Source organism: Formosa agariphila KMM 3901 (assembly GCF_000723205.1).
Lineage (GTDB): Bacteria > Bacteroidota > Bacteroidia > Flavobacteriales > Flavobacteriaceae > Formosa > Formosa agariphila.
On sequence record NZ_HG315671.1, the window covers coordinates 3,309,106 to 3,331,792 of the forward strand.

Consider the following 22,687-nt stretch of genomic DNA (forward strand, 5'->3'; position numbering starts at 1 on the left):
TACAATGAACAGAATAAATCAAAAGCTCCAAGAAGACAAAAAGTTATTGTCTATATATTTTACCGCTGGATATCCTAGCTTAAACGATACGGTAAGCATCATTGAAGACCTTGAAAAAAACGGTGTAGACATGATAGAAATCGGGTTACCTTTTAGTGATCCTTTGGCCGACGGTCCAACCATTCAAGCTAGTTCTACGCAAGCCTTAAAAAATGGAATGACCACTGCCAAGCTATTCGATCAATTAAAAGACATCAGAAAAACAGTATCAATACCTTTAGTAATTATGGGATATTTCAATCCCATGCTACAATATGGTGTAGAGGCCTTCTGTAAAAAATGTCAAGAGATTGGAATCGACGGATTAATCATTCCTGATTTACCTGTAAACGAATATAAAGACCACTATCAAGACACTTTCGAGAAATACGGATTGGTAAATGTCTTTTTAATCACTCCTCAAACCTCAAATGAGCGTATTGCGTTTATAGACGATATCTCTAACGGATTCATATATATGGTAAGTAGTGCGAGTGTAACCGGAAGTCAGTCTGGATTTGGTGACGAGCAGACCGTTTACTTTAAACGTATTTCTGATATGAATTTAAAAACACCACAAATTATAGGATTCGGAATTAATAATGAAGAAACGTTTAACCAAGCCACAGCCTATACCAAAGGGGCTATTATTGGAAGTGCTTTTATTAAGTATATCACAGAACATGGTATTAAAAACATCGGAGAGTTTACATCTAGAATTAAACCACATAAATAGGAGTTAACACCTCTTAACAAAGGTTTAATAAAACCTTGACACCCTAATACGCTGATTTTATTTATCTTAAACTTAAATAAAAAAAAAGAAATATTATGGGAATTATAAAAGACAAAAAGAAGTTTACACCGAAATCAGAACAATCAAATCCAACGAATCCTACGGCAAACACCAATCAGGATACTAACACGTTCGATATTGATAAGAAAACCATTAAGGATCAACAATCAAAAAAATAATTAAATTAAAAGACTTTTCAGAAAACGGAAAGTCTTTTTTCTATTACTTCACCACTATACTATGCCATTAAATATTGTTCTTTTTGAGCCAGAAATACCAAATAACACCGGAAATATTGGTCGATTAAGTTTGGCATCGGGCTCTCACCTACACCTAGTAAAACCTTTTGGTTTCGAGATAGACGACAAGCGATTAAAACGTGCTGGTTTGGATTATTGGCAACATTTAAATGTGACATATTACGACTCTATAGCTGATTTTTTCAAAATAAATGAAAACAAAAAAATGGCATTTTTATCCAGTCATGGAGAAAAGAATCATTGGGACATCGATTTTGAAGATGATATGTTTCTCATCTTCGGAAAAGAATCTGTTGGTCTTCCTAAAGATCTTATTAAAACATATAAAAACGATCTTTTTAAAATTCCGCTTTTTAGTGAACATGTACGTAGCTTAAACCTTGCAAATGCTGTTGGAATAGTGGTTTACGAAGGCCTAAAAAAATTAAGTTAGCACCTCAATTTAATTTAAAAAGCTGATTAATTAATTTGTACATTTCGCCCCTATAATACTAGTAAACAGATTTTCATGGAAGATATTGAAAATATTGAATTAGCGTATTTAAGTCTTGACGATTATCAGGAACTTAAGGCCGCAATGATTGAGTCGTACACAAGCATGCCAGATTCTTATTGGCGTGAACATCAAATAGAAACCTTAATCACACAATTTCCCGAAGGACAAGTTGTTATTAAAATAAACAACCAAATTGCAGGTTGTGCACTGTCTATAATTGTAGATTATAGTCAGTTTGACAATGCACATACCTATAAAGATATTACAGGAAATTATACTTTTAGCACGCACAATAAAGATGGAGACGTTATTTATGGTGTAGATGTGTTTATAAAACCCGAATTTAGAGGCTTACGTTTAGGGAGACGTCTTTACGATTACCGTAAAGAATTATGCGAGCGTCTTAATTTAAGAGGTCTAGCCTTTGGTGGTCGCATCCCTAATTACCATAAATATTCTAGCGCACTTTCTCCTAAAGAATATATAGACAAAGTAAAACGTAAAGAAATTCACGATCCTGTTTTAAACTTTCAAATCTCTAACGATTTTCACCCGACTCGAGTGCTTAAAAATTACTTAGAAGGCGATAGCAATTCTGAAGACTATGCTGTGCTTTTAGAGTGGGATAATATTTATTACGAAAAGAAAGAAACCAAAGCGGCTACTACAAAAAAGATTGTGCGTTTAGGGTTAATTCAGTGGCAAATGCGTCCTTACAACGATTTGGATGAGTTGATGCAACAAGCAGAATATTTTGTCGATGCCGTTTCTGGATACAGAAGTGATTTCGCCTTGTTTCCTGAATTCTTTAATGCACCGTTAATGGCAGACGATAACCATTTATCGGAACCTGATGCGATTAGAAATTTAGCCGAACATACTGCCGAGATCGTATTGCGGTTCTCTAAGCTGGCTATTTCTTATAACATCAATATTATTACGGGAAGTATGCCGGAAATCGCCGAGGATAACCGACTGTATAATGTGGGATATTTATGTAGACGAGATGGAACTACCGAACGCTACGAAAAGCTTCACGTTACACCAGACGAAGCTAAAGTTTGGGGTATGGAAGGCGGTTACAAACTAGAAGCTTTCGACACCGATTGTGGTAAAATTGGTATTTTAATATGTTACGATTCTGAATTCCCTGAATTAAGTAGGTTGTTAGCCGATCAGGGTATGGACATTTTATTCGTACCATTCTTAACCGATACACAAAACGGATATTCTCGAGTTAGACATTGCGCACAAGCACGTGCCATTGAAAACGAGTGTTATGTAGCTATTGCAGGAAGCGTTGGTAACTTACCTAAAGTACACAATATGGATATACAATTTGCGCAATCTATGGTATTTACGCCTTGTGATTTTGCCTTTCCTGCAAACGGAATTAAGGCAGAAGCAACACCAAACACCGAAATGATTTTAATAGCAGATGTCGATATTGACTTACTTAGAAATCTTAACCAATTTGGAAGCGTTAAAAACCTTAGAGATAGACGAAAAGACATTTTCGAATTAAGAAAAAAATAGAATAAAAAATTTTCAAAACACAGTAAAGCATCATATATAAAAAGTATGATGCTTTTTTATTAATAGAATTGAAAGCTCATTTTTAAATTCTATTAACATTATTTTAAGATTAAAATATGTGATGATATTAGTTTTTAATAAAGTTTATTATCTTCGTCCCCGAAAATTAATTCGATTATATCTAGCTTAAATAATAATTAAACAATCAACTTATGTTAGCACATATTAAGTTACCTAAGGCGTCTACTTTATTCTTTTTTTTAGCCTTCTCAGTTTTATCACTTTCTCAAATTAATGCCCAAAACGACACGCTTGTACTCTCAAATCAAGACAAACTTATTGGAAACATTAAAGAAATGACCAAAGGTGTCGTTACTATTGAAACAGATTATAGTGACAGTGATTTTGAGATTAAATGGAAAGATGTTATTTATGTAAGTAGTAATCAAACATACTTAATGTCACTTTCTAATGGTCGTCGTATCAACAGTAAATTACATTCAAAACCAGGTTCAGAAAATATTGTAACCTTAATTCAAGGCGATGAAGTTATTGAAACAGCAATCTCAGATGTTGTTTACATTAAAGCTATCGAAAACAATTTTCTTTCACGATTAGATGCGAGTTTATCTGTTGGATTTAACATTACTAAAACCAACAACTTAACCCAATTTTCTATTTTAAGTAATATTGGATATACAGCGGATAAATGGGGAGTTACAGCGGGTTTCAACTCGGTAAGAAGTAATCAGGACGATGTTGATGAAACGAAACGTACCGATGCTAATATTGGAGGTAAATACTTTATGAAGCGTGATTGGTATGCTTTAGTAAATGCCACATTCCTTTCTAACGACGAACAACTATTAAAACTTAGATCTTCAACACAAGGTGGTATTGGTAAATATCTTATTCACTCTAACCGTGTATACTTCTCTACAGGTGCTGGTTTAGCTTGGACTAATGAAAATTATACAGACCCTGCTATTGATACTAAAAACAGTTTAGAAGCCTTTGTGTCTTTAGAATTAAACATGTTTGACTACGACGATATTAGCCTGTTTTCTACTTTTGTAGTTTACCCTAGTTTAACAGAAAGTGATCGTTTAAGAACAGATTTAAACCTTAATTTAAAATACGATTTACCTTTAGACTTTTTTGTTCAACTTGGTTTAACTCATAACTACGACAGTAAACCTATTGCTGGTGCATCTACTACAGATTATATATTTCAAACAACTTTAGGTTGGGAACTTGATTAAGCTCTTTTCCTAAAACTTTATAAAACAAAAAACGTGTTAGATGATCTAACACGTTTTTTATGATATTAATTTAGTGATTTTTTAATTTTTAAGCACTAGTATAGAATCGAATTTCTCCATCATTATAAGTTGATTTTAAAGCGGATTCTCCTGCTTTAATGATATGGTTAATTAAGATTATAAGTCAGTTTAAAGTCTCTTAAATTTCTTTCTTGAAGGTCTTTAAATCAACTAAAAACAGTTTTAGAATTAAAGAAAAATCTTTTCGTATAATTCTGGCTTATTCCATAGATTCCTTTTCTTTCTCTTCAATTTCACGAGCTTTAGACAATGATGTCGCGACTAATCCTGCTGGTATAGTTACAATCCCCACACCTATTATCAAAATACAAAAGGTGAAAATTTTCCCTCCTGCCGTAATGGGATAAACATCTCCATAACCTACCGTTGTTAGCGTAACTACTGCCCACCATGCACTGTGAAATATAGACGCAAAAACTTCGGGTTGCGCTTCGTTCTCAAAGTAATATATACCTGCAGAAGCAAGAAATACAAATATAGCTGTCACTATTAAGAACAGTACAATTTCTTCTCTTACAATCTTTGCTGCTAAATGAAATCGGTGCAATGCTTTATTGTATCTAATCAATTTTAAAGCTCTAAATATTCTAAACACGCGGAATGCCCGTAATGCTCTAAAATCTAAAGTTCCTTTTAAGTAGAATGGTAAAATGGCTAGTAAATCGATAATGCCATAAAAACTGAAGATATACTTGAATGGCTTTTTGGCAACATAAACACGTATTAGATATTCTATTGAAAATATAATTACGCAAAACGTTTCAAAATAGTCTAGATACTTTATAGTTTCTATTGAAATATTAGGCAATGTTTCAATAGAAAAAGCTATTAAAGAAAGTAAAATTAAGGCCTGTATAATATAATCGAATAACTTTCCTTTTTTAGTGGTGTTATCTTCTACTAGTAGCCTTAATTCCTCTTTCATATTTTACTTTTATTTTCTTTAAAATTACATACGCTCAGGAACTTGAATTCCTAATAAACTAAATGCATTTTTTATAGTTGTAGATACTGCTTGTGCTAACTGTACTCTAAATATTTTTTCATTTAAATCGTCTGCTCCTAGAATAGATACATTTTGGTAAAATGAATTAAATTCCTTAACCAAATCGTAAGTATAATTCGCAATAATTGCTGGACTGTATTGAACCGCCGCCAATTGAATGGTTTCTGGGAACAGTTGCAATTGTTTTAATAGCGATTTTTCTTTCTCGTGTAATTCTATTTTAGGCGTTTCAACGGTATAATCGAAATCTGCTTTTCTAATGATAGACTGAATTCTAGCATAAGTGTACTGAATAAACGGCCCTGTATTTCCTTGAAAATCGATAGATTCTTTAGGATCAAATAAAATACGTTTCTTAGGATCTACTTTTAAGATGTAATATTTTAATGCACCTAGACCAATGGTGCTATATAGTATATTTTTTTCATCTTGAGAATACCCATCCAATTTCCCTAAATCTTCAGAAATTTCGCCTGCTGTTTCTGCCATTTCAGAAATTAAATCGTCGGCATCTACAACAGTTCCTTCTCTACTTTTCATTTTTCCGCTTGGTAAATCTACCATCCCATAACTTAAGTGGAATAAATTTTTAGACCATTCGAAACCTAATTTCTGTAAGATTAAAAACAAGACTTTAAAATGATAATCTTGCTCGTTACCTACCGTATAAACTAGTCCGCCAACATTTGGATAATCTTTTATACGCTGAATAGCGGTACCAATATCCTGTGTCATGTAAACCGCAGTTCCGTCTGAACGTAATACGATTTTCTCGTCTAAACCTTCATCCGTTAAATCGCACCATACAGAACCATCTTCCTTTTTAAAGAATACACCCGTTTTTAAACCTTCTGCAACAAACTCCTTTCCTAATAAATACGTATCACTTTCGTAATAATAACAATCGAAATCTACACCTAAATTTTTATAAGACACCTCAAAACCATCGTAAACCCATTGGTTCATGGTTTTCCAAAGCGATACAACGTCTTCGTCTCCGGCCTCCCACTTTAACAACATGTCTTGTGCTGCTAATAAAATAGGTGCTTGTTTTTTAGCATCATCTTCAGAAAGTCCTTCTGCTTTTAATGCTTCAATCTCTTTTTTATATTCTTGGTCGAATTTTACGTAATAATTTCCAACCAACTTATCACCTTTTAATCCTGTACTCTCTGGCGTTTCACCATCACCAAAACGTTTCCAAGCTAGCATACTTTTACAAATATGAATACCACGGTCGTTTATAATTTGAGTTTTATAGACGTTTTTACCAGATGCCTTTAAAATTTCGGCTACACTATATCCTAATAAATTATTTCTAATGTGCCCTAGGTGCAATGGTTTATTTGTGTTAGGCGAAGAATATTCCACCATAATAGCTTTATCATCCTCACTTGGTGTAACATATCCAAAAGTATCATCAGATTTTATACTATTAAACCAATTTTGATAATAAGTATCGGCAATTACAATATTAAGGAATCCTTTAACCACATTGTAGCCTGTAACAGCTTCAACTTCTTTAAGTAAATATGCTCCAATAGCTTCACCTATTTGAACTGGATTACCTTTTACAACGCGTAACATTGGAAAAACAACGACTGTAATATCACCTTCAAACTCTTTGCGAGTAGACTGAAACTCTACAGCTTCTAATTCGGCATTATATATAGATTTTACGGCTTGTTTAACGTGTTGCGTTAACGACTCTTGTATACTCATTACAATTGATTTTATTAAGAGGCCAAAGATACTATTTTTATCAGATTAATAGGAAATAATGCAAAAGGGAAAGCGTATTAAAATTAAACTGCTTAGTCTTAATTCATGAAACTAAACACAAATTAAATTGTAGAAATGTCTTTCAAAAGATTACAATTTATCTACTTAGTACCGTCTAAATCTTCAAAAAACAAGAATCAAACATTAAAATTATTAAAGTGTCGTTTTTCTATGTTTTTGGTCATTCATCGAGAACGCCAACTACTTTCGACAACCGTGTCAACATCTTAACTAATAATTTAGCATTAAGGCGCTTAAATTAGATTAACAAAAGACATTTAATAACTTTGATATTATAATGCTATTAATTTAACAAGTCTTCTTTGTGAGGGGGGAGATTTAACTAACAAACCTAAATACGTGTTTCCTATTATATGGGCTATTATGTAGCGTAAACTTATCATATAATATGAAGACGACTGTACCTGTATGAGAAAGATAATTACACTAATTATTCTTTTAACTGTAACGCTTGGATTTGCCCAAACCAAGAATATAGATAGCCTGACTGTAGAGTTGGCCTTCCAGAAGACAGATACTTCTAAAATTAAAACGTCTATAAAACTTGTAAAAGAATTATACAACCATAAAGAATACAATCTCGCTTTAAAATATGTTCTCGAGGCAGATAAATTAGCTTCAAAATTAAATTACACTCCTGGCCAAAGTCAGACAGCTTACTTAAAAGCACTGATTTACAATAAGAAAGAAGATTATATAAATGCGATAAATCATTTTTCTGAAGCAAAAATTCTATTTAAATCCTTACAAGACACTCTAGCCATTGCCCGAGTTAATAACCAAGTCGGTTTAATTGAAATTTCACGCGGTTACTATAAACAAGGTTTTGCACATACATTATCTGCAATTCAAGAGTTAGAGAAAAGAAATCTAGAAACCGAACTTAAAGAAACATATCAAGGTTTAGCAAAAGCATATTCTGATAAAAAAATATACGACAAAGCTATTGAATACAACCTTAAACGCTTAAAAATCGAAGAGCTTCAAGCTGATAAAAATGCAATTATTGAAGTTAACAAAAACTTAGCTGCATTATATTCTGTTGAAAAAGAACACCGAAAAGCAATAGATTATTACGAACGTATTTTATTATTTAATCATACGGATACAGATTCATTACGTTCTGTCATTCTACCAAAATTAGGATTCGAATACTTACAATTTAGAGAATTTGATAAAGCAGGTGCTTACCTTTCTGAAGGTATTAAACTAAATAGGGAATTAAATAACATTCCAGAATTAATAGAAACTTTAAATACTAGCGGTGAGCTTAATTTTAAAAAAAGTAAATCTAAATTAGCAGAGAAACAATTATTGGAGGCGTTTTCACTTTTAAAACGCTATGAGAATAAAACCGAAGAACTTAAAAACTATAGGCTTTTAAAATCTATAGATTCTACCCAAAGAGACTACCAACGTGCTTTTATGTGGCAGAATAAATTTCATACCCTTAGAGACAGTCTACAACGTGCAGAATTACAATTCGCGACAAATCAAAATCAAATTCAAATATTAGAAAATTTCGATACTATACAGGAAATTTCTAATGAAAACATGAATCGAGCTTCTAAAACAGATGTTGTTATGTTTAACGACAATCAAGATAGAATAGATAAACTTCAAATTATAAATTACATCCTTCTTGCGGGTTTTGCCATTTTATCTACATTTCTAGTTGTTGTGTATTTAAACCGAGACAAACGCATAAAATACACTTATGAACTTGAAGCTAAAACTAAAAAAATTGAACTTCAGAACGAAGCTATTTTAGAACAAACAGCGCATTTAGAACATATAAATCACGTAAAAGACAGACTCTTTTCTATTGTATCTCACGATTTAAAAGATTCGTTAACCTCTATTAACGGATTTATAGATTTATTAAAAGATGGCTCGTTAACCCGTCAAGAATTTGACCGCTTAATTCCAGAATTAAGTGAAAACGCTAACAGCGCAACACTTTTACTCTTTAATTTATTGAACTGGTCGAAGTCTCAAATGGAGTCTCTAGAACCTAATGCCAGCCTATTTGATATTCGAGAAGTGGTACTCGATAAAATTAAATTAGTAGAACATAAGCTTATTGACAAGCAGATTGAATTGATAGATAATACACTTCGTGATTTTGTTTATGCCGATTACAGTATGGTCGAAATTATAATTCAGAATCTACTTACTAACGCGGTTAAGTTTAGTAAACCTGGAGATAGTATTACCATTTCGAATCATATAAATAATGGCAATACAATAATTAGTATAGAAGATACGGGTGTAGGAATCTCTAAAGAAAATATTAAAAAATTATTTCACGGAAACACCTTTACAACCAAAGGTACAAAAAATGAAAAAGGAACCGGTTTAGGCCTTTCTATCTGTAAGGAATTAGTCGATTTAAACCACGGTAAAATCTGGGTAGAAAGTGTAGAAAATGCAGGTAGTACATTTTATATTGAATTACCTAAAGAAAAGAAAGTTGTTGCTCCAGAATTAAGCCTTGGGTAAAAACACCTCAGCCATCATACAACGGGCGCTTCCCCCTCCACAAGCCTCAATAGTATCTAAAGAACTGTGTACAATTTTACAATGTTTAGTGATTTTAGCAATTTGAGATTCTGTTAAAGAATGATATGCAGAGCTACTCATAACCATGCACAATTCGCCTTGTTCGCCTTGGACTTGTAGCATATTTCCTGCAAAATGTTCTACTTGAGATTCTGTAATTGTTATTACTTCTTTTCCGCTTTCCTTTAAATGTTGTAACACTTGCTTACGCTCTTTCTTATCATCTATGCTCTCTAAACAAATAACAGAAAACGTTTCTGCAAGACACATCATGACATTAGTGTGATAGATTGGTTTTCTCTCATTGTCTACAGTTTGATACGCTGTAAAAATTACTGGAAAATAGTCGAAATCTTCACAAAATTCTATAAATAAATCTTCATCGGCTCTAGCAGATAATGCGCAATAGGCTTTTCCGTTTACACGATCTAACAATAAACTTCCTGTACCTTCTAGAAACAGTCCCTCTTCTTCGGCACTTGTATAATCAAGCACATCGTTAATTACAAAACCTTTTTCTTCTAAGACATCGAAAACATCTTCTCGACGTTCTAAACGTCTATTTTCTGCAAACATTGGATATAAGCCCACCGTTCCGTTTTCATGAAAAGAAATCCAGTTATTCGGGAAAACAGAATCTGGCGTATCATTTTCTTCAGTATCATGAATAACAATAACCTCAACATCTATTGCTCTTAATTTTTCTACAAAATTATCGAACTCTTGTTGTGCTCTTGCATTTACCGTTTCGGGTAATACACCTTTCATAGCTGTTTGGTAATAATTATTAACAGCTGTTTGTTCATTCATCCTAAAATGTAAAGGACGAACCATTAAAATGGTATTTGTAGTGTGTTGCATGAATAAAGAGAATTTGGTGTAAAATTAGTCTATTTTGAATATAAAAAGTTAAGTATTTTATTTTGCGTTTTGAATTAAATCTAATAATTGGTTCATATGATTGAATTCTAAAGTTGGATAGCCTTTTAACTGATTATGGATATCGTCTGCAGTGTAACCAAACACATCAAATCCGCCTGCTTTTGCCGCTGTAACTCCCGAATAACTATCTTCTATAACCACACATTCTTCTGGTTTAAACCCCATAGATTCTGCTGCCCATAAAAATATCGCTGGGTCTGGTTTCCATTTCTGAATCGTATAACAACTAAATAAACGTCCCTCAAACCTATCGAGTAATCCTGTTAATCCTAAATTCAGCCTCATTTTAGCTTCAAGTGCGCTCGATGCCACACAAAAGGGTAACTCTAATTGATCGAGAACCTCTTTAATACCTTCTATAGGTTTTATATGGGCTTTAAAAGCTTCCATACTTAACGTTCTATATTGAGCCTCGAAATCTTCAGGTAAAGGCTTATTAATTAAAGTTTCTATTTTTTCGATACACGTATTCATAGAACAGCCTTTAAATAATTTAATTGCGGCGTTTAAATCTAAATTTGCACCATATTGATTGGCTAAATCAGACAACACTCCATTACTTAGGGCTTCACTATCCACTAATACACCATCGCAATCGAAAATGACACATTTATACTTACTCATAATTATGGTGTTGTAGAGGACACTTGTAAGACTTTCCCATTATAGAAGGCCTGACCTGTTAATGAAAAATTGAAAATATAACTCGCCATACCTTCTGCTGTTGTTGGTGCGATATAGCCTGGAAATGCTTCCTCTAACATTTCTGTTTGCACGGCACCTAAAGCCAATACATTAAATGCAATTCCGGAATCTTTATATTCTTCTGCTAATACTTCTGACAACGTAATTACGGCACCTTTACTAGAGCTGTAAGCTGCTAAGCCAGGGAATTTCATACTGCCTTGAATGCCGCCCATAGAACTAACGGTAACCATATGGCTACCTTTAACCATAAACGGAAGTACGGTTTGTGTTAACTGAGCTACTCCAAAAACATTAGCATTATACACTGTTTGGAAGTCGGATTTTGTTAATTCTGAAAATGGTTTGCTAACCAAAGCTCCTGCATTATGGATTAAAATATCGACTTGTTCCCAATTTGATTTTATGTAAGTTTCTACTTTATCAAAATCAGCATCATGTTCTAAATCGAAACAAAACGTTGTTACATGTTTCAACTTTAAATCGGTAACCGGTTTGTCATTCCTAGATAAAGCCAATACGCGATGTCCTGCTTCAGCAAAAAACTTTACAAGTTCTAAACCAATACCACGACTTGTTCCTGTTATAATAACGTTTTTCATAATGTAATATGCGGGTTAAATATTCAAAATAATATCTATAACAAATATACTTGTCCCTAATGAAACGGACAGCAGTTTTAAAAGAAAATTAATCGCATAAAAAAAGCCATCACAAGGATGGCTTTTTTCAAATATGTTTTAATTCCGATTATAATAACATCGAAATTGGGTTTTCAATATATCCTTTTAATGTTTGAAGGAATTGAGCTCCAGTAGCACCATCAATCGTTCTGTGATCGGCAGCTAAACAAAGCTTCATAGTATTACCTACTACAATAGCTCCATCTTTTACAACTGGTTTTTGAACAATTGCTCCAACAGAAAGAATTGCTGAGTTAGGTTGGTTGATAATAGATGTAAATGAATCTATACCGAACATACCTAAGTTAGAGATAGTAAATGTACTACCTTCCATTTCTTCTAAAGATAACTTCTTAGTTTTAGCTTTGATAGCATATTCTTTAACAGCAGCACCAATTTGCGTTAATTTGCGTTGATCTGCAAATTTAACAACTGGTACAAGAAGACCATCTTCAACAGCAACCGCTACACCAATGTGTACGTGGTTGTTTAATCTCATCTTGTCGTCAAACCATTGAGAATTTACTTGAGGATGTTCTTTTAAAGCCATTGCACAAGCTTTAACTACGATATCGTTAAAAGAAATTTTAGTATCTGGAACAGCATTTACTTCCTTACGGAAAGCAATGGCGTTATCCATATCAAACTCCACATTTAAGTAATAGTGAGGTGCAGAAAATTTAGATTTCGCTAAGTTTTTAGCAATCGCTTTACGCATGTTAGAGTTTTTAATTTCTTCAAAACTCTCTTCAGATGCTGAAGCAAAACTAGCTCCGGCAGCGGCAGCAGGTGCAGCAGCTTTAGGTGTAAAGTTTTCAACATCACGTTTAATGATACGTCCACTTTCTCCAGAACCTGGTATATCTGCAATGTTGTATCCTTTTTCGTCTGCAATTTTCTTCGCTAATGGCGATACGAATAAACGACCACCATCGTTAGACACTTTAGGCGTTGCTGCAGGAGCAGCATCTTTAGGAGCTGGAGCGGCTTTTGGAGCCTCTGCCTTTGGTGCAGCTTGCTTAGGAGCTTCTGCTTTTGCAGGAGCAGCAGCAGGTGCAACACCAAAATTACTAGCTACTCCAGAAACATCTGTTCCTGCAGGGCCAATAATTGCTAATAAAGAATCTACTTTAGCAGATTCACCTTCTTGTAATCCAATATGTAATAAAGTACCTGCATTAAAAGATTCGAATTCCATTGTGGCTTTATCCGTCTCTATTTCTGCAAGGATATCTCCTTCTTCTATAGTATCACCTTCTTTTTTCAACCAAGTTGCAACAGTTCCTTCTTCCATGGTATCACTTAAACGTGGCATAGTAACCACGACAACACCTTCTGGAAGTTCAGCACTTGCCGCTGACTCAACTGGAGCTGCTTCTTCAGTTGCTTCTGCTTTAGCTTCTTCTGCAGGAGCCGCAGGTGCAGCACCTCCACTAACTAGAGCAGATATATCTTCACCTTCATCACCAATAATAGCTAGTAATTCGTCTACTTTAGTAGTCTCTCCTTCTTGAACACCAATATGTAGTAAAGTTCCTTCATGAAAAGATTCGAATTCCATAGTTGCTTTATCGGTTTCGATTTCAGCAAGGATGTCTCCTTCAGTTACTTTGTCTCCAACTTTTTTCAACCACGCTGCAACGGTACCTTCTTCCATGGTATCGCTTAAACGAGGCATGTTAATAATTTCAGCCATAGCTTATAGTTTATGTTGTAAAAATGGATAATCTTCTTGTTCGTAGACTACATCGTACATTACGCTTTTGTCTGGGTATGGTGATTCGTCTGCAAATTTTTCGCATTCAAGAACACGTTTTTTAACATCTGCATCAATCTTTTTAAGATCTGCTTCAGTTGCGTATTTTTTAGAAAGAATAACGTCTTTTACTTGAGAAATAGGATCTATTTTCTTGTATTCTTCTACTTCTGCTTTCGTACGATAATGTTGAGCATCACTCATTGAGTGTCCTCTATATCTGTATGTTTTTAATTCTAAGAATGTTGGTCCACCTCCTTTACGAGCTCTTTGAATAGCTTCATCAAAGGCTTCAGCTACTTTTATAGGGTTCATTCCATCTACAGGAGCACAAGGCATTTCGTATCCTAAACCTAATTTATAAATATCTTCGTGAGAAGCTGTACGTTTAACAGATGTTCCCATGGCATAACCATTGTTTTCACAAACAAAAACAACTGGTAAATTCCATAACATTGCTAAGTTGAATGTTTCGTGAAGTGACCCTTGACGAGCAGCACCATCACCAAAACAACACAATGTTACAGCATCACTACCGTGATATTTATCACCAAATGCAATACCTGCTCCTAAAGGAATTTGTCCTCCTACGATACCATGACCACCATAAAAACGGTGCTCTTTAGAAAAGATATGCATAGAACCTCCCAAACCTTGAGATGTACCTGTTGCTTTTCCAAATAATTCTGCCATAACACGCTTCGGGTCCACACCCATACCAATTGGCTGTACGTGGTTACGATACGCGGTTATCATTTTATCCTTAGACAAGTCCATAGCATGTAAAGCACCTGCTAATACGGCTTCTTGTCCGTTGTATAAATGTAGAAATCCTCTTACTTTTTGTTGAATGTATACTGCAGCTAGTTTATCTTCAAACTTTCTCCAAAACAACATGTCTTCATACCATTTAATGTATGTTTCCTTTGTGATTTTTTGCATGAGTAGCGTTAATTTAAAAACGAGAAACAAAAGTAACACATTCGTGGTTAACCAAAAAACTGAATCCCGTAAAAATTACATAAAAAATTTATAAAACTGATTTTTCAAAGACTAAAGGTAGCAAATTTGATAATGACTGAGAACGCATTACCTCTCCAGACTCTCCCATAAAGTAAATATCTATTGGTGCACTCTGTTTTATTTCATATTCGGCAATAGCTTGTCTGCATGCTCCGCAAGGCGGAATTGGCGTAGTTGTTTTATGGTTTTCTGATCCCGCTATTAAAGCCATCTGTACGATTTTAGCATCTGGAAATTGCGAACCTGCATAATAGATTGCTGTCCGTTCTGCGCATAACCCAGATGGATAAGAGGCATTCTCCTGATTGTTACCTGTAATAACTTCGCCATTGTCTAATAAAATGGCTGCTCCTACTAAAAAATTAGAATACGGGGCATAGGCTCGTAATCGTGCTTTCGCGGCTTGTGCCATTAAATCTGAAACGGCAGTTGGCAATTCTTCTATATTTTCGTAAACCTCAAAGTAGGCTTCTTTTTTTATTGTTTTCATGAAAACGTATTAAGTTCTTCTATCTAAAGATATAAAACTATTTAAAACAAAAAACTATTGCGTGATGCAATAGTTTTTTGTTAATCTTTTAATTTAAAAATTACTTTAGTATTCTGTATAAGTCCCTGCTCCTAAATTAAACGTTAAAGAAAAACGCAATGTATTTTCTAAAGGGCTTGCAACTTTTGAAGTTGAAAATAAATATGATAAATCGATATTAATAACATTGTATTTAAATCCAGCTCCTAAAGCAAAAAATTGTCTTGCTCCTTTTTCTTCAGCTTCGTGGAAATATCCCATTCTGAACCCAAAAGAATCTTGATACATATATTCTGCACCTAAAGCCCAAGTCCATTCTTGCATTTCTTCACTAAAACCACCTGGTGCATCACCAAACGACTGGAACATACCTTTCATGAAACCGACATCATTATCTTGCCCTTGATATATGATACCATTAGTTGTAGATAATTGTTCGCCTAATGTATCTATATCTTCGTCGTATACACCATTACCATTTTCATCGGTATAATTATATTCTGTTCCTAAAATTGGAGGTGTTGGCACTAATAATTTAGTTACTTCTCCAGTAATTGATACTGTATTGTATTGATCAAGAATAAAAATCGAATCCTCCTCCTAAACGTAACGTTGTTGGGTTGAAAGTTTTCTATACCAACCTTCATCATATTTAAATTTAGGACCAATATTTTTGAATGGGCAAATCCACCTCTCCATCGACCATTAAAATCGTTATACGCTTCTTCTTCACTTTGGTAGTATCCCGAAATATCTACACCAAATGTTCCTGCTGCTTCGGCATCTGTATCATTATAATTCAGTTTTAAATCTGAACGTAAATAACGCATAGCCACAGACATAGAAAACTGATCACTTAGTCTTAATGCATACGAAGCATCTAAAGCAAATTCGTTAGGACGCTGAACTAATGGACTAGAAAATTCATCTTGGGTAAACTCTATATCTCCTAAAGAAAAATATCTAAAACTTGCTGCAAAAGCACTTCTCTCGTTTAACCGATTATAATAAGAAAAACTTCCTAGAAAAATATCGTTTACTAACTTACTTAAGTAAGGCGTATAACTTAATGAGACACCAGATTTAGCTTCTGAAAACGCATATTTTGCTGGATTCCATTGTTGTGAAAACCCATCTACAGAAGTTGCAACTCCCATATCTCCTAAAGACCCTGCTCTTGCATCTGAAGCTATTAATAAGAAAGGTACACCTGTAGTAATAACCCGTGAATCTTGAGGATTCGGAATTACGACTGTTGGATCTTGTGCGTATGCATTAACTCCTAGCAGGACTAAAAGAATTGGTAAAAATTTTGTTTTCATCTAATTAAGTTATTTTACAAATATATATGTTTATTACAGGATAACAAGTTTCTCTATTTTTTCGACTGTTTTATTTAACGCAACAGACTTAACTTTAAGTTTATACACATAAACTCCTTTTCCGATTCGATCTCCAAAATCATCTCTTCCATCCCAAATGATATCTCGAGATAATGATGATGTTCCATTGCTATTGGTCTGACTATTTATTGTTCTTACCAATTTACCCGAAACAGTAAAGATTTGTATAGAAACGTCTAAAACACCAGAACTATTGTGGTTAAACCAAAATTCTGTGTAATTAACAAACGGGTTTGGATAGTTTAGCACGTTAGAAATGATTAAACTTTCATCTTGATCGTACACAACAAATTGAATTTCAGATACAGAAGAATTGTTATATACATCCCATGCTTTTACGGTTAACGTATGAAGTCCTGGTTCTAAATCTCGAAACGGATAAGTCACCACACCTCTTTGATAATCATCGACTTCTGTCTGATAATAATCATTTAAAACATACGGATTGGTTTCGTCTCCATCAATAATAGCGACAATATCATGACCAATTCCACTAGCTGTATTAATACCATTTTCGTCTTCTAATTTCACTAATAATGATGGAGATTCATTTGTAATTCCACCGGTTACAAAGTTTTCATCATTCATATATAAATTTACTACTGGTCCGATATTATCTTCTACAGCATTTTCATTTATCCCTCCTACTTTTATAATATTTACACTTGCTCCTGTTTGATCTTGAAGCGGATTATCTGTTTTCGCATAAAAACTTACCCTTCCGTAGCCAACTGGAACGCCAATATCGCGAGGTACAACAAAATCGAAATTAAATTTACCCGCTGTTACCGATGCTTGTCCTCTAAAAATTATTTCACCAAGAGTTGTAAAATCCATAACATAATCGCTATCGTTAGCCAATGTTGTTCTGTCTATTTCTTTATCGTAAATTGTGGATGCCAGCAAACCATTATAATCGGTTAAAAGATTTCCGGCTGTATCTACAACTTCACCAGAGAAAGACACTCTACCTAAAGCTTCTAATGTATCTACATCTCCAGAAACAGGTTTTCCATTAATTTCTGTAAGTTTAATATTCGGCTCTGGAATCGCTAATTTCATGGCTGGATCCCCTATATAAAACACCAAGTGTCTTTGACTTGTACTTGAAATGGAAGATGATGAATGCGTTTTTGTTAAACGTAAGGCTTCCGCCATTGAAGGGTATTCATTATCTGAATAACTAGTCTCGTTGCCATAAGAAAACAGGTATTCACTTAAAATTTCATTAAACTGAATTCCCACACTCACAAAAATTTGTCGCGTTGTAGTAAGTAAACTTATAGCGCCTCCATCAGGATTCCAATACGTTACTTCGCCTCCAGTTTCTCGCAACGGATTATCGAATCGTGTAAATTCACAAGTCACCGTTATAAAACAGTTCAATTTATTTTCGTTAGACAGTGCTATGGCGTCGGGTTGCATAAAAATACGCTCGTGAGCCAAGCCATCTTCACCACCGTGACCAAAATAGTTAACCACCAAAGCCCCCGTTTCCATTGCATTTACCATAGCTTCATTCACTTCGGGATAGCGATCTCCTCCAGAAGATGATTCTTGGACATACGCATCAGAATGAATTTTTGTAACGTTTATAAAAGGTTTTTCTTCAGAAATTTTATCTGCTATTGAATTGGTGGTTTCTTCTAAAATAAACTCCCATGATTCGTCTACATCATCCGAAACCATAACCACACTATTCCTCCATCTTCCATATGAAGCGTCCTCGTAATAGCGCTCAATTTTATCGACCATGGTTTTTGCCTGACTCGGATCGTTGGCTAAAATCCGTCCTAGAGCTATATCTAAACGATCTGAGCTAGCCATAGTCCCTTCATCCTCATCCATCATGCCATAAAAATCATCAGATATAAACGAGCTTGTTAAACTAAAACTAGAATACGCATGCCAAGATGGTACATAATTTTTATTATTATCTAATCGTCCTTTATAATCGTAGGAACTATCGCCAAACATGCATAAGTATTTCAATGCTTTTTCTGGAGCACTAGAGTTATCGTATACATATTTTACAAAATTTCTAATAGCAACAATATCTTGATTTCCCGAGGTAAACTCATTATACAATTCGGTTAATGTCACGACTTTTACATTTAGACCATATTGTGTCTTATTAATATTAGCTAACCGAACAGCTTGAGTGTAATAACTTGTAGGAGCAACTATAATGTAATCGACATCTTGGAATTCTCCATTTTCGTCTAAAAACACAGAACCTTTTAAATCTTGATTATCTACTCTAGAATCGGAATCACTCTCTGGCGTATAATAATCTGAAGGCGTTACAGCAACAAACGTTTCTAATGTTCCGGCGGGGCGTTTAAAACTCAGTGTAGCTTCTGAAGCAGAATTTGCGAAAGCAGATACAGAAAACGGACGACTTACATTCCATATTTCTGATACATTTGCAGCATCCGATAAGCGGTATTCTACAACACCAGACACAGAAGACACCTTATTATTATAGAACCCAAATTGTTTTCCGTAAAAACGTAAATCTCGAGTTGCTTCTAACGAGATATAATCCAGATAACCTAATGCACTTGGATTGCCTTGCTTATTATAGGTTAAACTAACCGTTATATCTGAACTGTTAACATCTATATTTCTATTTAAAGATGCTTCATTGGCGTAAGTAGGATCACTAGCACCACTAATACTTAAAGTTCCTAAACTTGCCCCATTAACAGACACATCGAAAGTGGAACGTGAATCTGATGTTGAAGCCACATAAGTTTTAAAAGCTACAGGCTCTGAAGTTACTAAATTGGGAATATTAAACTCAAAAGATTTCTGAAGAGATACATCAAATCGGTCTCCAAACCAACGGCGACCAACCTGAACTAAATTATAATCGTCGTTTTCATGAAATAAATACGTCTGATGCGTATCGACAACCAAAGTTGTTTCGTTCTCTGAACTCGTAAACGACTGAATTCGTTTTCCTTCATCTCCATCTACTCTTAAAAAATAGGACGTTCTAGTAGCATAGCAATTTATATTCGTATTACTTTCTTCATTATAACCATTTGGCCCTATAGCATAAAACAATATATAATCTTCATTATCGAAAGTACCATCGGCTTCACCTACTACTTTTATAGCGTTCTCGGTAATATCAAAATATTGCGTATCAGAATTTTTATAAGCCATCATTTGCCCACCATTTCCATATATTTTAAGCTGTTTAGGATTTATATTGTTAACATTAACACCAAGGTCTTGTAAAAAAGATTTCGACAATTTATAAACACCTGTAGTGTCTACATAAAATTTAAACCACTCTCCGGTTTTTAATACAGAACTATAAATACGATTTGTAGCTACACTCGCTCTACTAGTACTTCTAGCAGAAGCTGCTGTAGAATACACTAAATTAAAAGATGTAATTTTTTTAAAAGTATGTTCTCCGTCTTTAATAATAGGAGAAACATTTAAAACAGCATAAGATTTATTTCTAGCTCCTGACTTTGATAATTGAAACTCTAATTCATTTGGTATTGTAGTAACATCTAGTCCTTTTAATTCGGATTTAGAAATTGAAGTATAGGTTATATCTTCTAATCGGGCAGAATTTTCATCTAGATTTGAATTCAATTCCCATTGCGCTACAAACTGTAATCCGTCTTCAATACTATAAGCAAAATTATCGGCATTAAAACTCGGTACTTGAGTTGAGAAACTCCCTGAAGCAATAGTATTATATCCTTCCCATTGTATTTGAAATTGTTTTTGCTGAGAATACCCTATATATGAAAGGAAAAGCAGTATTAAAACGGTTGTTTTTTTCATTACTTGATTAACGTTTACCATGCAATAATAGTATAATACTTGAGTATTTTATGATACAATTCAAAAATACAATAATAATTCAGGAATAACAGCGTTAATAAAGAACACGATAAAACGAGGAAAAACGGGGAAATCATCGATGAAAAGAATGAAATTTACGCTGAAATACATCTTTTTTAACTCAAAATTATATAAATCGCTTGCAGTATGCCGTTAAATTGCTATATTGCGGGACCAAATACAACATTTGCTTACTTAAAAGTATGGATATGAAAAATATAGTAACCGTAAAGGGTTTGTTAGTTTTAACACTTGCTTTAGCCGCTATTAGCTGTAAAAATTCTTCTTCGAAAAACAGTTCGAAGGCCACAGGATGGGAAATCAACTCTAAAGATGGAGGTTTCCAGTACAATACGCAGTACAAAGAACAAGAAACAGCACCAGGATTGGTGTTTATTGAAGGAGGAACATTTACCAAAGGACAAGTGCAGGACGATGTTATGCACGATTGGAATAATGCTCCAACGCAACAACATGTTCAGTCGTTTTACATGGACGAGACAGAAGTTACTAACATCATGTACCTTGAATATTTAGATTACATTAAACGTGTTTTCCCACCTTCTGCAGATGGTTTCAGAGCTATTTACAATGGAGCTTTACCAGATACTTTAGTATGGAGAAATCGCTTAGGATACAACGAAGTACTAACCGATAATTATTTACGTCATCCTGCATATGCAGAATATCCAGTTGTTGGTGTAAGTTGGATACAAGCTGTTGAGTTTGCAAAATGGAGAACAGACCGTGTTAACGAGCATAACCTTGCAGAAGCAGGTTACTTAGACAAAAACGCTATACGTACAGAAACTACAGCTTCTTCTAACTTTAGCACAGGAGCTTACATTAATGCACCTTCTCAAACTTTTTCAGGAAACGAAGAGATTAAAACTCAAGGTAGAACAGGAAAAGTTAGAACAGATGCCGATGGTAACGAAACTAATGTTTATGCTACTCGCGAAAGCGGAGTATTATCGCCACAATACAGACTTCCTACAGAAACTGAATGGGAATATGCTGCTTTAGGTCTTGCTGAACTAAGAGAATTTAACGTTTACAGAGGTAGAAAAAAATATCCTTGGGATGGTCAATACACACGTTCTAGCAAACGTAGAACTTTAGGTGACCAAATGGCCAACTTTAAGCAAGGAAAAGGAGATTACGGTGGAATTGCTGGATGGTCTGATGATAATGCAGATATTACTGCTCAAGTAAAAAGCTACAATCCTAACGACAATGGTCTTTACGATATGGCTGGAAACGTTGCTGAATGGGTAGCCGATGTTTATCGCCCAATAGTTGATGATGATTTTAATGACTTTAACTATTACCGTGGTAATGTTTATACTAAAAATGCAATTAACGAAGATGGTTCTGTAAAAATTGTAACTACAGATGATATTGTATACGACACTTTAAGTAATGGTAGAGTGGTTGCTAGAAATCTTCCTGGAGATATTCTACAAATTCCAATTGATGAGCAAGAAACATATTTAAGATCTAACTTCTCTTCAAGCGATAACCGTGACTTTAGAGATGGTGATAAACGTTCTTCTCGTTATTATGCAGACTTCGACTCTGATGATTCAGATTCTGGAAAGTCTAAAATGTACCATGCTCCAAAGAACACAATTACAAGAGATTCTGCAGGAAACATTGTAAGAGAGTACGACAAATCTAACAACAAAACCTCATTGATTAGCGACGAAGTTCGTGTTTACAAAGGTGGTTCTTGGAAAGATAGAGAATACTGGTTAGACCCAGCACAAAGACGTTATTTCCCTCAAGATATGGCTACAGACTATATTGGATTTAGATGTGCAATGTCTAGAGTAGGTTCTAAAACAAAATCAAATACTAAAACAAGAAAATAGAAACCTGTTTCTATTATATTTTAAAAAAGTCCTAGCCTAGCGTTAGGACTTTTTTTAT

At 34.3% G+C, this 22,687-nt stretch carries 18 protein-coding genes; 7 read left to right on the top strand and 11 right to left on the bottom strand.

What is annotated here, in order from left to right; translation table 11 throughout:
* The first annotated feature begins 4 nt into the window (after positions 1-4).
* From trpA to BN863_RS13870, 5 genes are all read left to right on the top strand, one after another.
* Positions 5-775 carry a tryptophan synthase subunit alpha gene (gene trpA, locus BN863_RS13855; RefSeq protein ID WP_038531713.1) on the top strand — a complete coding sequence of 257 codons (771 nt, stop codon included), beginning with the start codon at positions 5-7 and terminating at the stop codon, positions 773-775.
* Positions 776-870: 95 nt separating this feature from the next.
* A complete protein-coding gene (locus BN863_RS18620) occupies positions 871-1,014 on the top strand; it encodes a hypothetical protein (protein WP_169740923.1) in 144 nt (47 codons plus the stop codon).
* 61 nt (positions 1,015-1,075) lie between these two features.
* On the top strand, positions 1,076-1,528 hold the full coding sequence (locus BN863_RS13860; RefSeq protein WP_038531715.1) for a tRNA (cytidine(34)-2'-O)-methyltransferase: 453 nt from the start codon (positions 1,076-1,078) through the stop codon (positions 1,526-1,528).
* Between the two features lie 75 nt (positions 1,529-1,603).
* Complete coding sequence (locus BN863_RS13865; RefSeq protein WP_038531717.1) at positions 1,604-3,127, top strand: carbon-nitrogen hydrolase family protein; 1,524 nt, start codon at positions 1,604-1,606, stop codon at positions 3,125-3,127.
* 212 nt (positions 3,128-3,339) lie between these two features.
* Positions 3,340-4,389, top strand: a complete 1,050-nt coding sequence (locus BN863_RS13870) for a DUF481 domain-containing protein (RefSeq protein WP_051774834.1) — start codon at positions 3,340-3,342, stop codon at positions 4,387-4,389.
* A 280-nt stretch (positions 4,390-4,669) separates the two neighbouring features.
* Here BN863_RS13870 and BN863_RS13875 read toward each other — a convergent pair whose 3' ends face one another.
* Together BN863_RS13875 and argS are read right to left on the bottom strand one after the other, a co-directional pair.
* Positions 4,670-5,395, bottom strand: coding sequence for an ion transporter (locus BN863_RS13875; protein ID WP_038531719.1), 726 nt, complete (start codon positions 5,393-5,395; stop codon positions 4,670-4,672).
* Positions 5,396-5,419: 24 nt separating this feature from the next.
* Positions 5,420-7,198: an arginine--tRNA ligase gene (argS, locus tag BN863_RS13880; protein ID WP_038531721.1), complete on the bottom strand. Its 1,779-nt coding sequence runs from the start codon at positions 7,196-7,198 to the stop codon at positions 5,420-5,422.
* A 489-nt stretch (positions 7,199-7,687) separates the two neighbouring features.
* Here argS and BN863_RS13885 point away from each other — a divergent pair, with 489 nt between their 5' ends.
* The gene (locus tag BN863_RS13885) at positions 7,688-9,781 is read left to right on the top strand and encodes a tetratricopeptide repeat-containing sensor histidine kinase (protein ID WP_038531723.1); all 2,094 of its coding nucleotides are present in this window, start codon (positions 7,688-7,690) and stop codon (positions 9,779-9,781) included.
* Here the strand turns inward: BN863_RS13885 and ctlX are convergent.
* The 9 genes from ctlX to porU form a co-directional block, all read right to left on the bottom strand.
* Positions 9,767-10,702, bottom strand: coding sequence for a citrulline utilization hydrolase CtlX (gene ctlX, locus BN863_RS13890; RefSeq protein WP_038531725.1), 936 nt, complete (start codon positions 10,700-10,702; stop codon positions 9,767-9,769). The two genes, BN863_RS13885 and ctlX, sit on opposite strands and share 15 nt — an antisense overlap.
* A gap of 57 nt (positions 10,703-10,759) precedes the next feature.
* Positions 10,760-11,407, bottom strand: coding sequence for an HAD family hydrolase (locus BN863_RS13895; RefSeq protein WP_038531727.1), 648 nt, complete (start codon positions 11,405-11,407; stop codon positions 10,760-10,762).
* Between the two features lie 2 nt (positions 11,408-11,409).
* Positions 11,410-12,090 (bottom strand): SDR family NAD(P)-dependent oxidoreductase, encoded by a 681-nt coding sequence (locus BN863_RS13900; protein ID WP_038531729.1) that lies wholly within the window; start codon positions 12,088-12,090, stop codon positions 11,410-11,412.
* A 148-nt stretch (positions 12,091-12,238) separates the two neighbouring features.
* Positions 12,239-13,867, bottom strand: a complete 1,629-nt coding sequence (locus tag BN863_RS13905; RefSeq protein WP_038531731.1) for a pyruvate dehydrogenase complex dihydrolipoamide acetyltransferase — start codon at positions 13,865-13,867, stop codon at positions 12,239-12,241.
* 3 nt (positions 13,868-13,870) lie between these two features.
* The gene (pdhA, locus tag BN863_RS13910; protein ID WP_038531733.1) at positions 13,871-14,869 is read right to left on the bottom strand and encodes a pyruvate dehydrogenase (acetyl-transferring) E1 component subunit alpha; all 999 of its coding nucleotides are present in this window, start codon (positions 14,867-14,869) and stop codon (positions 13,871-13,873) included.
* Between the two features lie 88 nt (positions 14,870-14,957).
* Complete coding sequence (gene cdd, locus BN863_RS13915; RefSeq protein WP_038531735.1) at positions 14,958-15,440, bottom strand: cytidine deaminase; 483 nt, start codon at positions 15,438-15,440, stop codon at positions 14,958-14,960.
* Positions 15,441-15,545: 105 nt separating this feature from the next.
* Positions 15,546-16,007 carry a PorV/PorQ family protein gene (locus BN863_RS18915; protein ID WP_262486685.1) on the bottom strand — a complete coding sequence of 154 codons (462 nt, stop codon included), beginning with the start codon at positions 16,005-16,007 and terminating at the stop codon, positions 15,546-15,548.
* 11 nt (positions 16,008-16,018) lie between these two features.
* The gene (porV, locus tag BN863_RS18920; RefSeq protein WP_262486686.1) at positions 16,019-16,801 is read right to left on the bottom strand and encodes a type IX secretion system outer membrane channel protein PorV; all 783 of its coding nucleotides are present in this window, start codon (positions 16,799-16,801) and stop codon (positions 16,019-16,021) included.
* Between the two features lie 33 nt (positions 16,802-16,834).
* Complete coding sequence (gene porU, locus BN863_RS13925; protein WP_038533675.1) at positions 16,835-20,695, bottom strand: type IX secretion system sortase PorU; 3,861 nt, start codon at positions 20,693-20,695, stop codon at positions 16,835-16,837.
* Between the two features lie 263 nt (positions 20,696-20,958).
* Here porU and gldJ point away from each other — a divergent pair, with 263 nt between their 5' ends.
* The gene (gldJ, locus tag BN863_RS13930; protein ID WP_193363883.1) at positions 20,959-22,629 is read left to right on the top strand and encodes a gliding motility lipoprotein GldJ; all 1,671 of its coding nucleotides are present in this window, start codon (positions 20,959-20,961) and stop codon (positions 22,627-22,629) included.
* Positions 22,630-22,687: the final 58 nt, after the last annotated feature.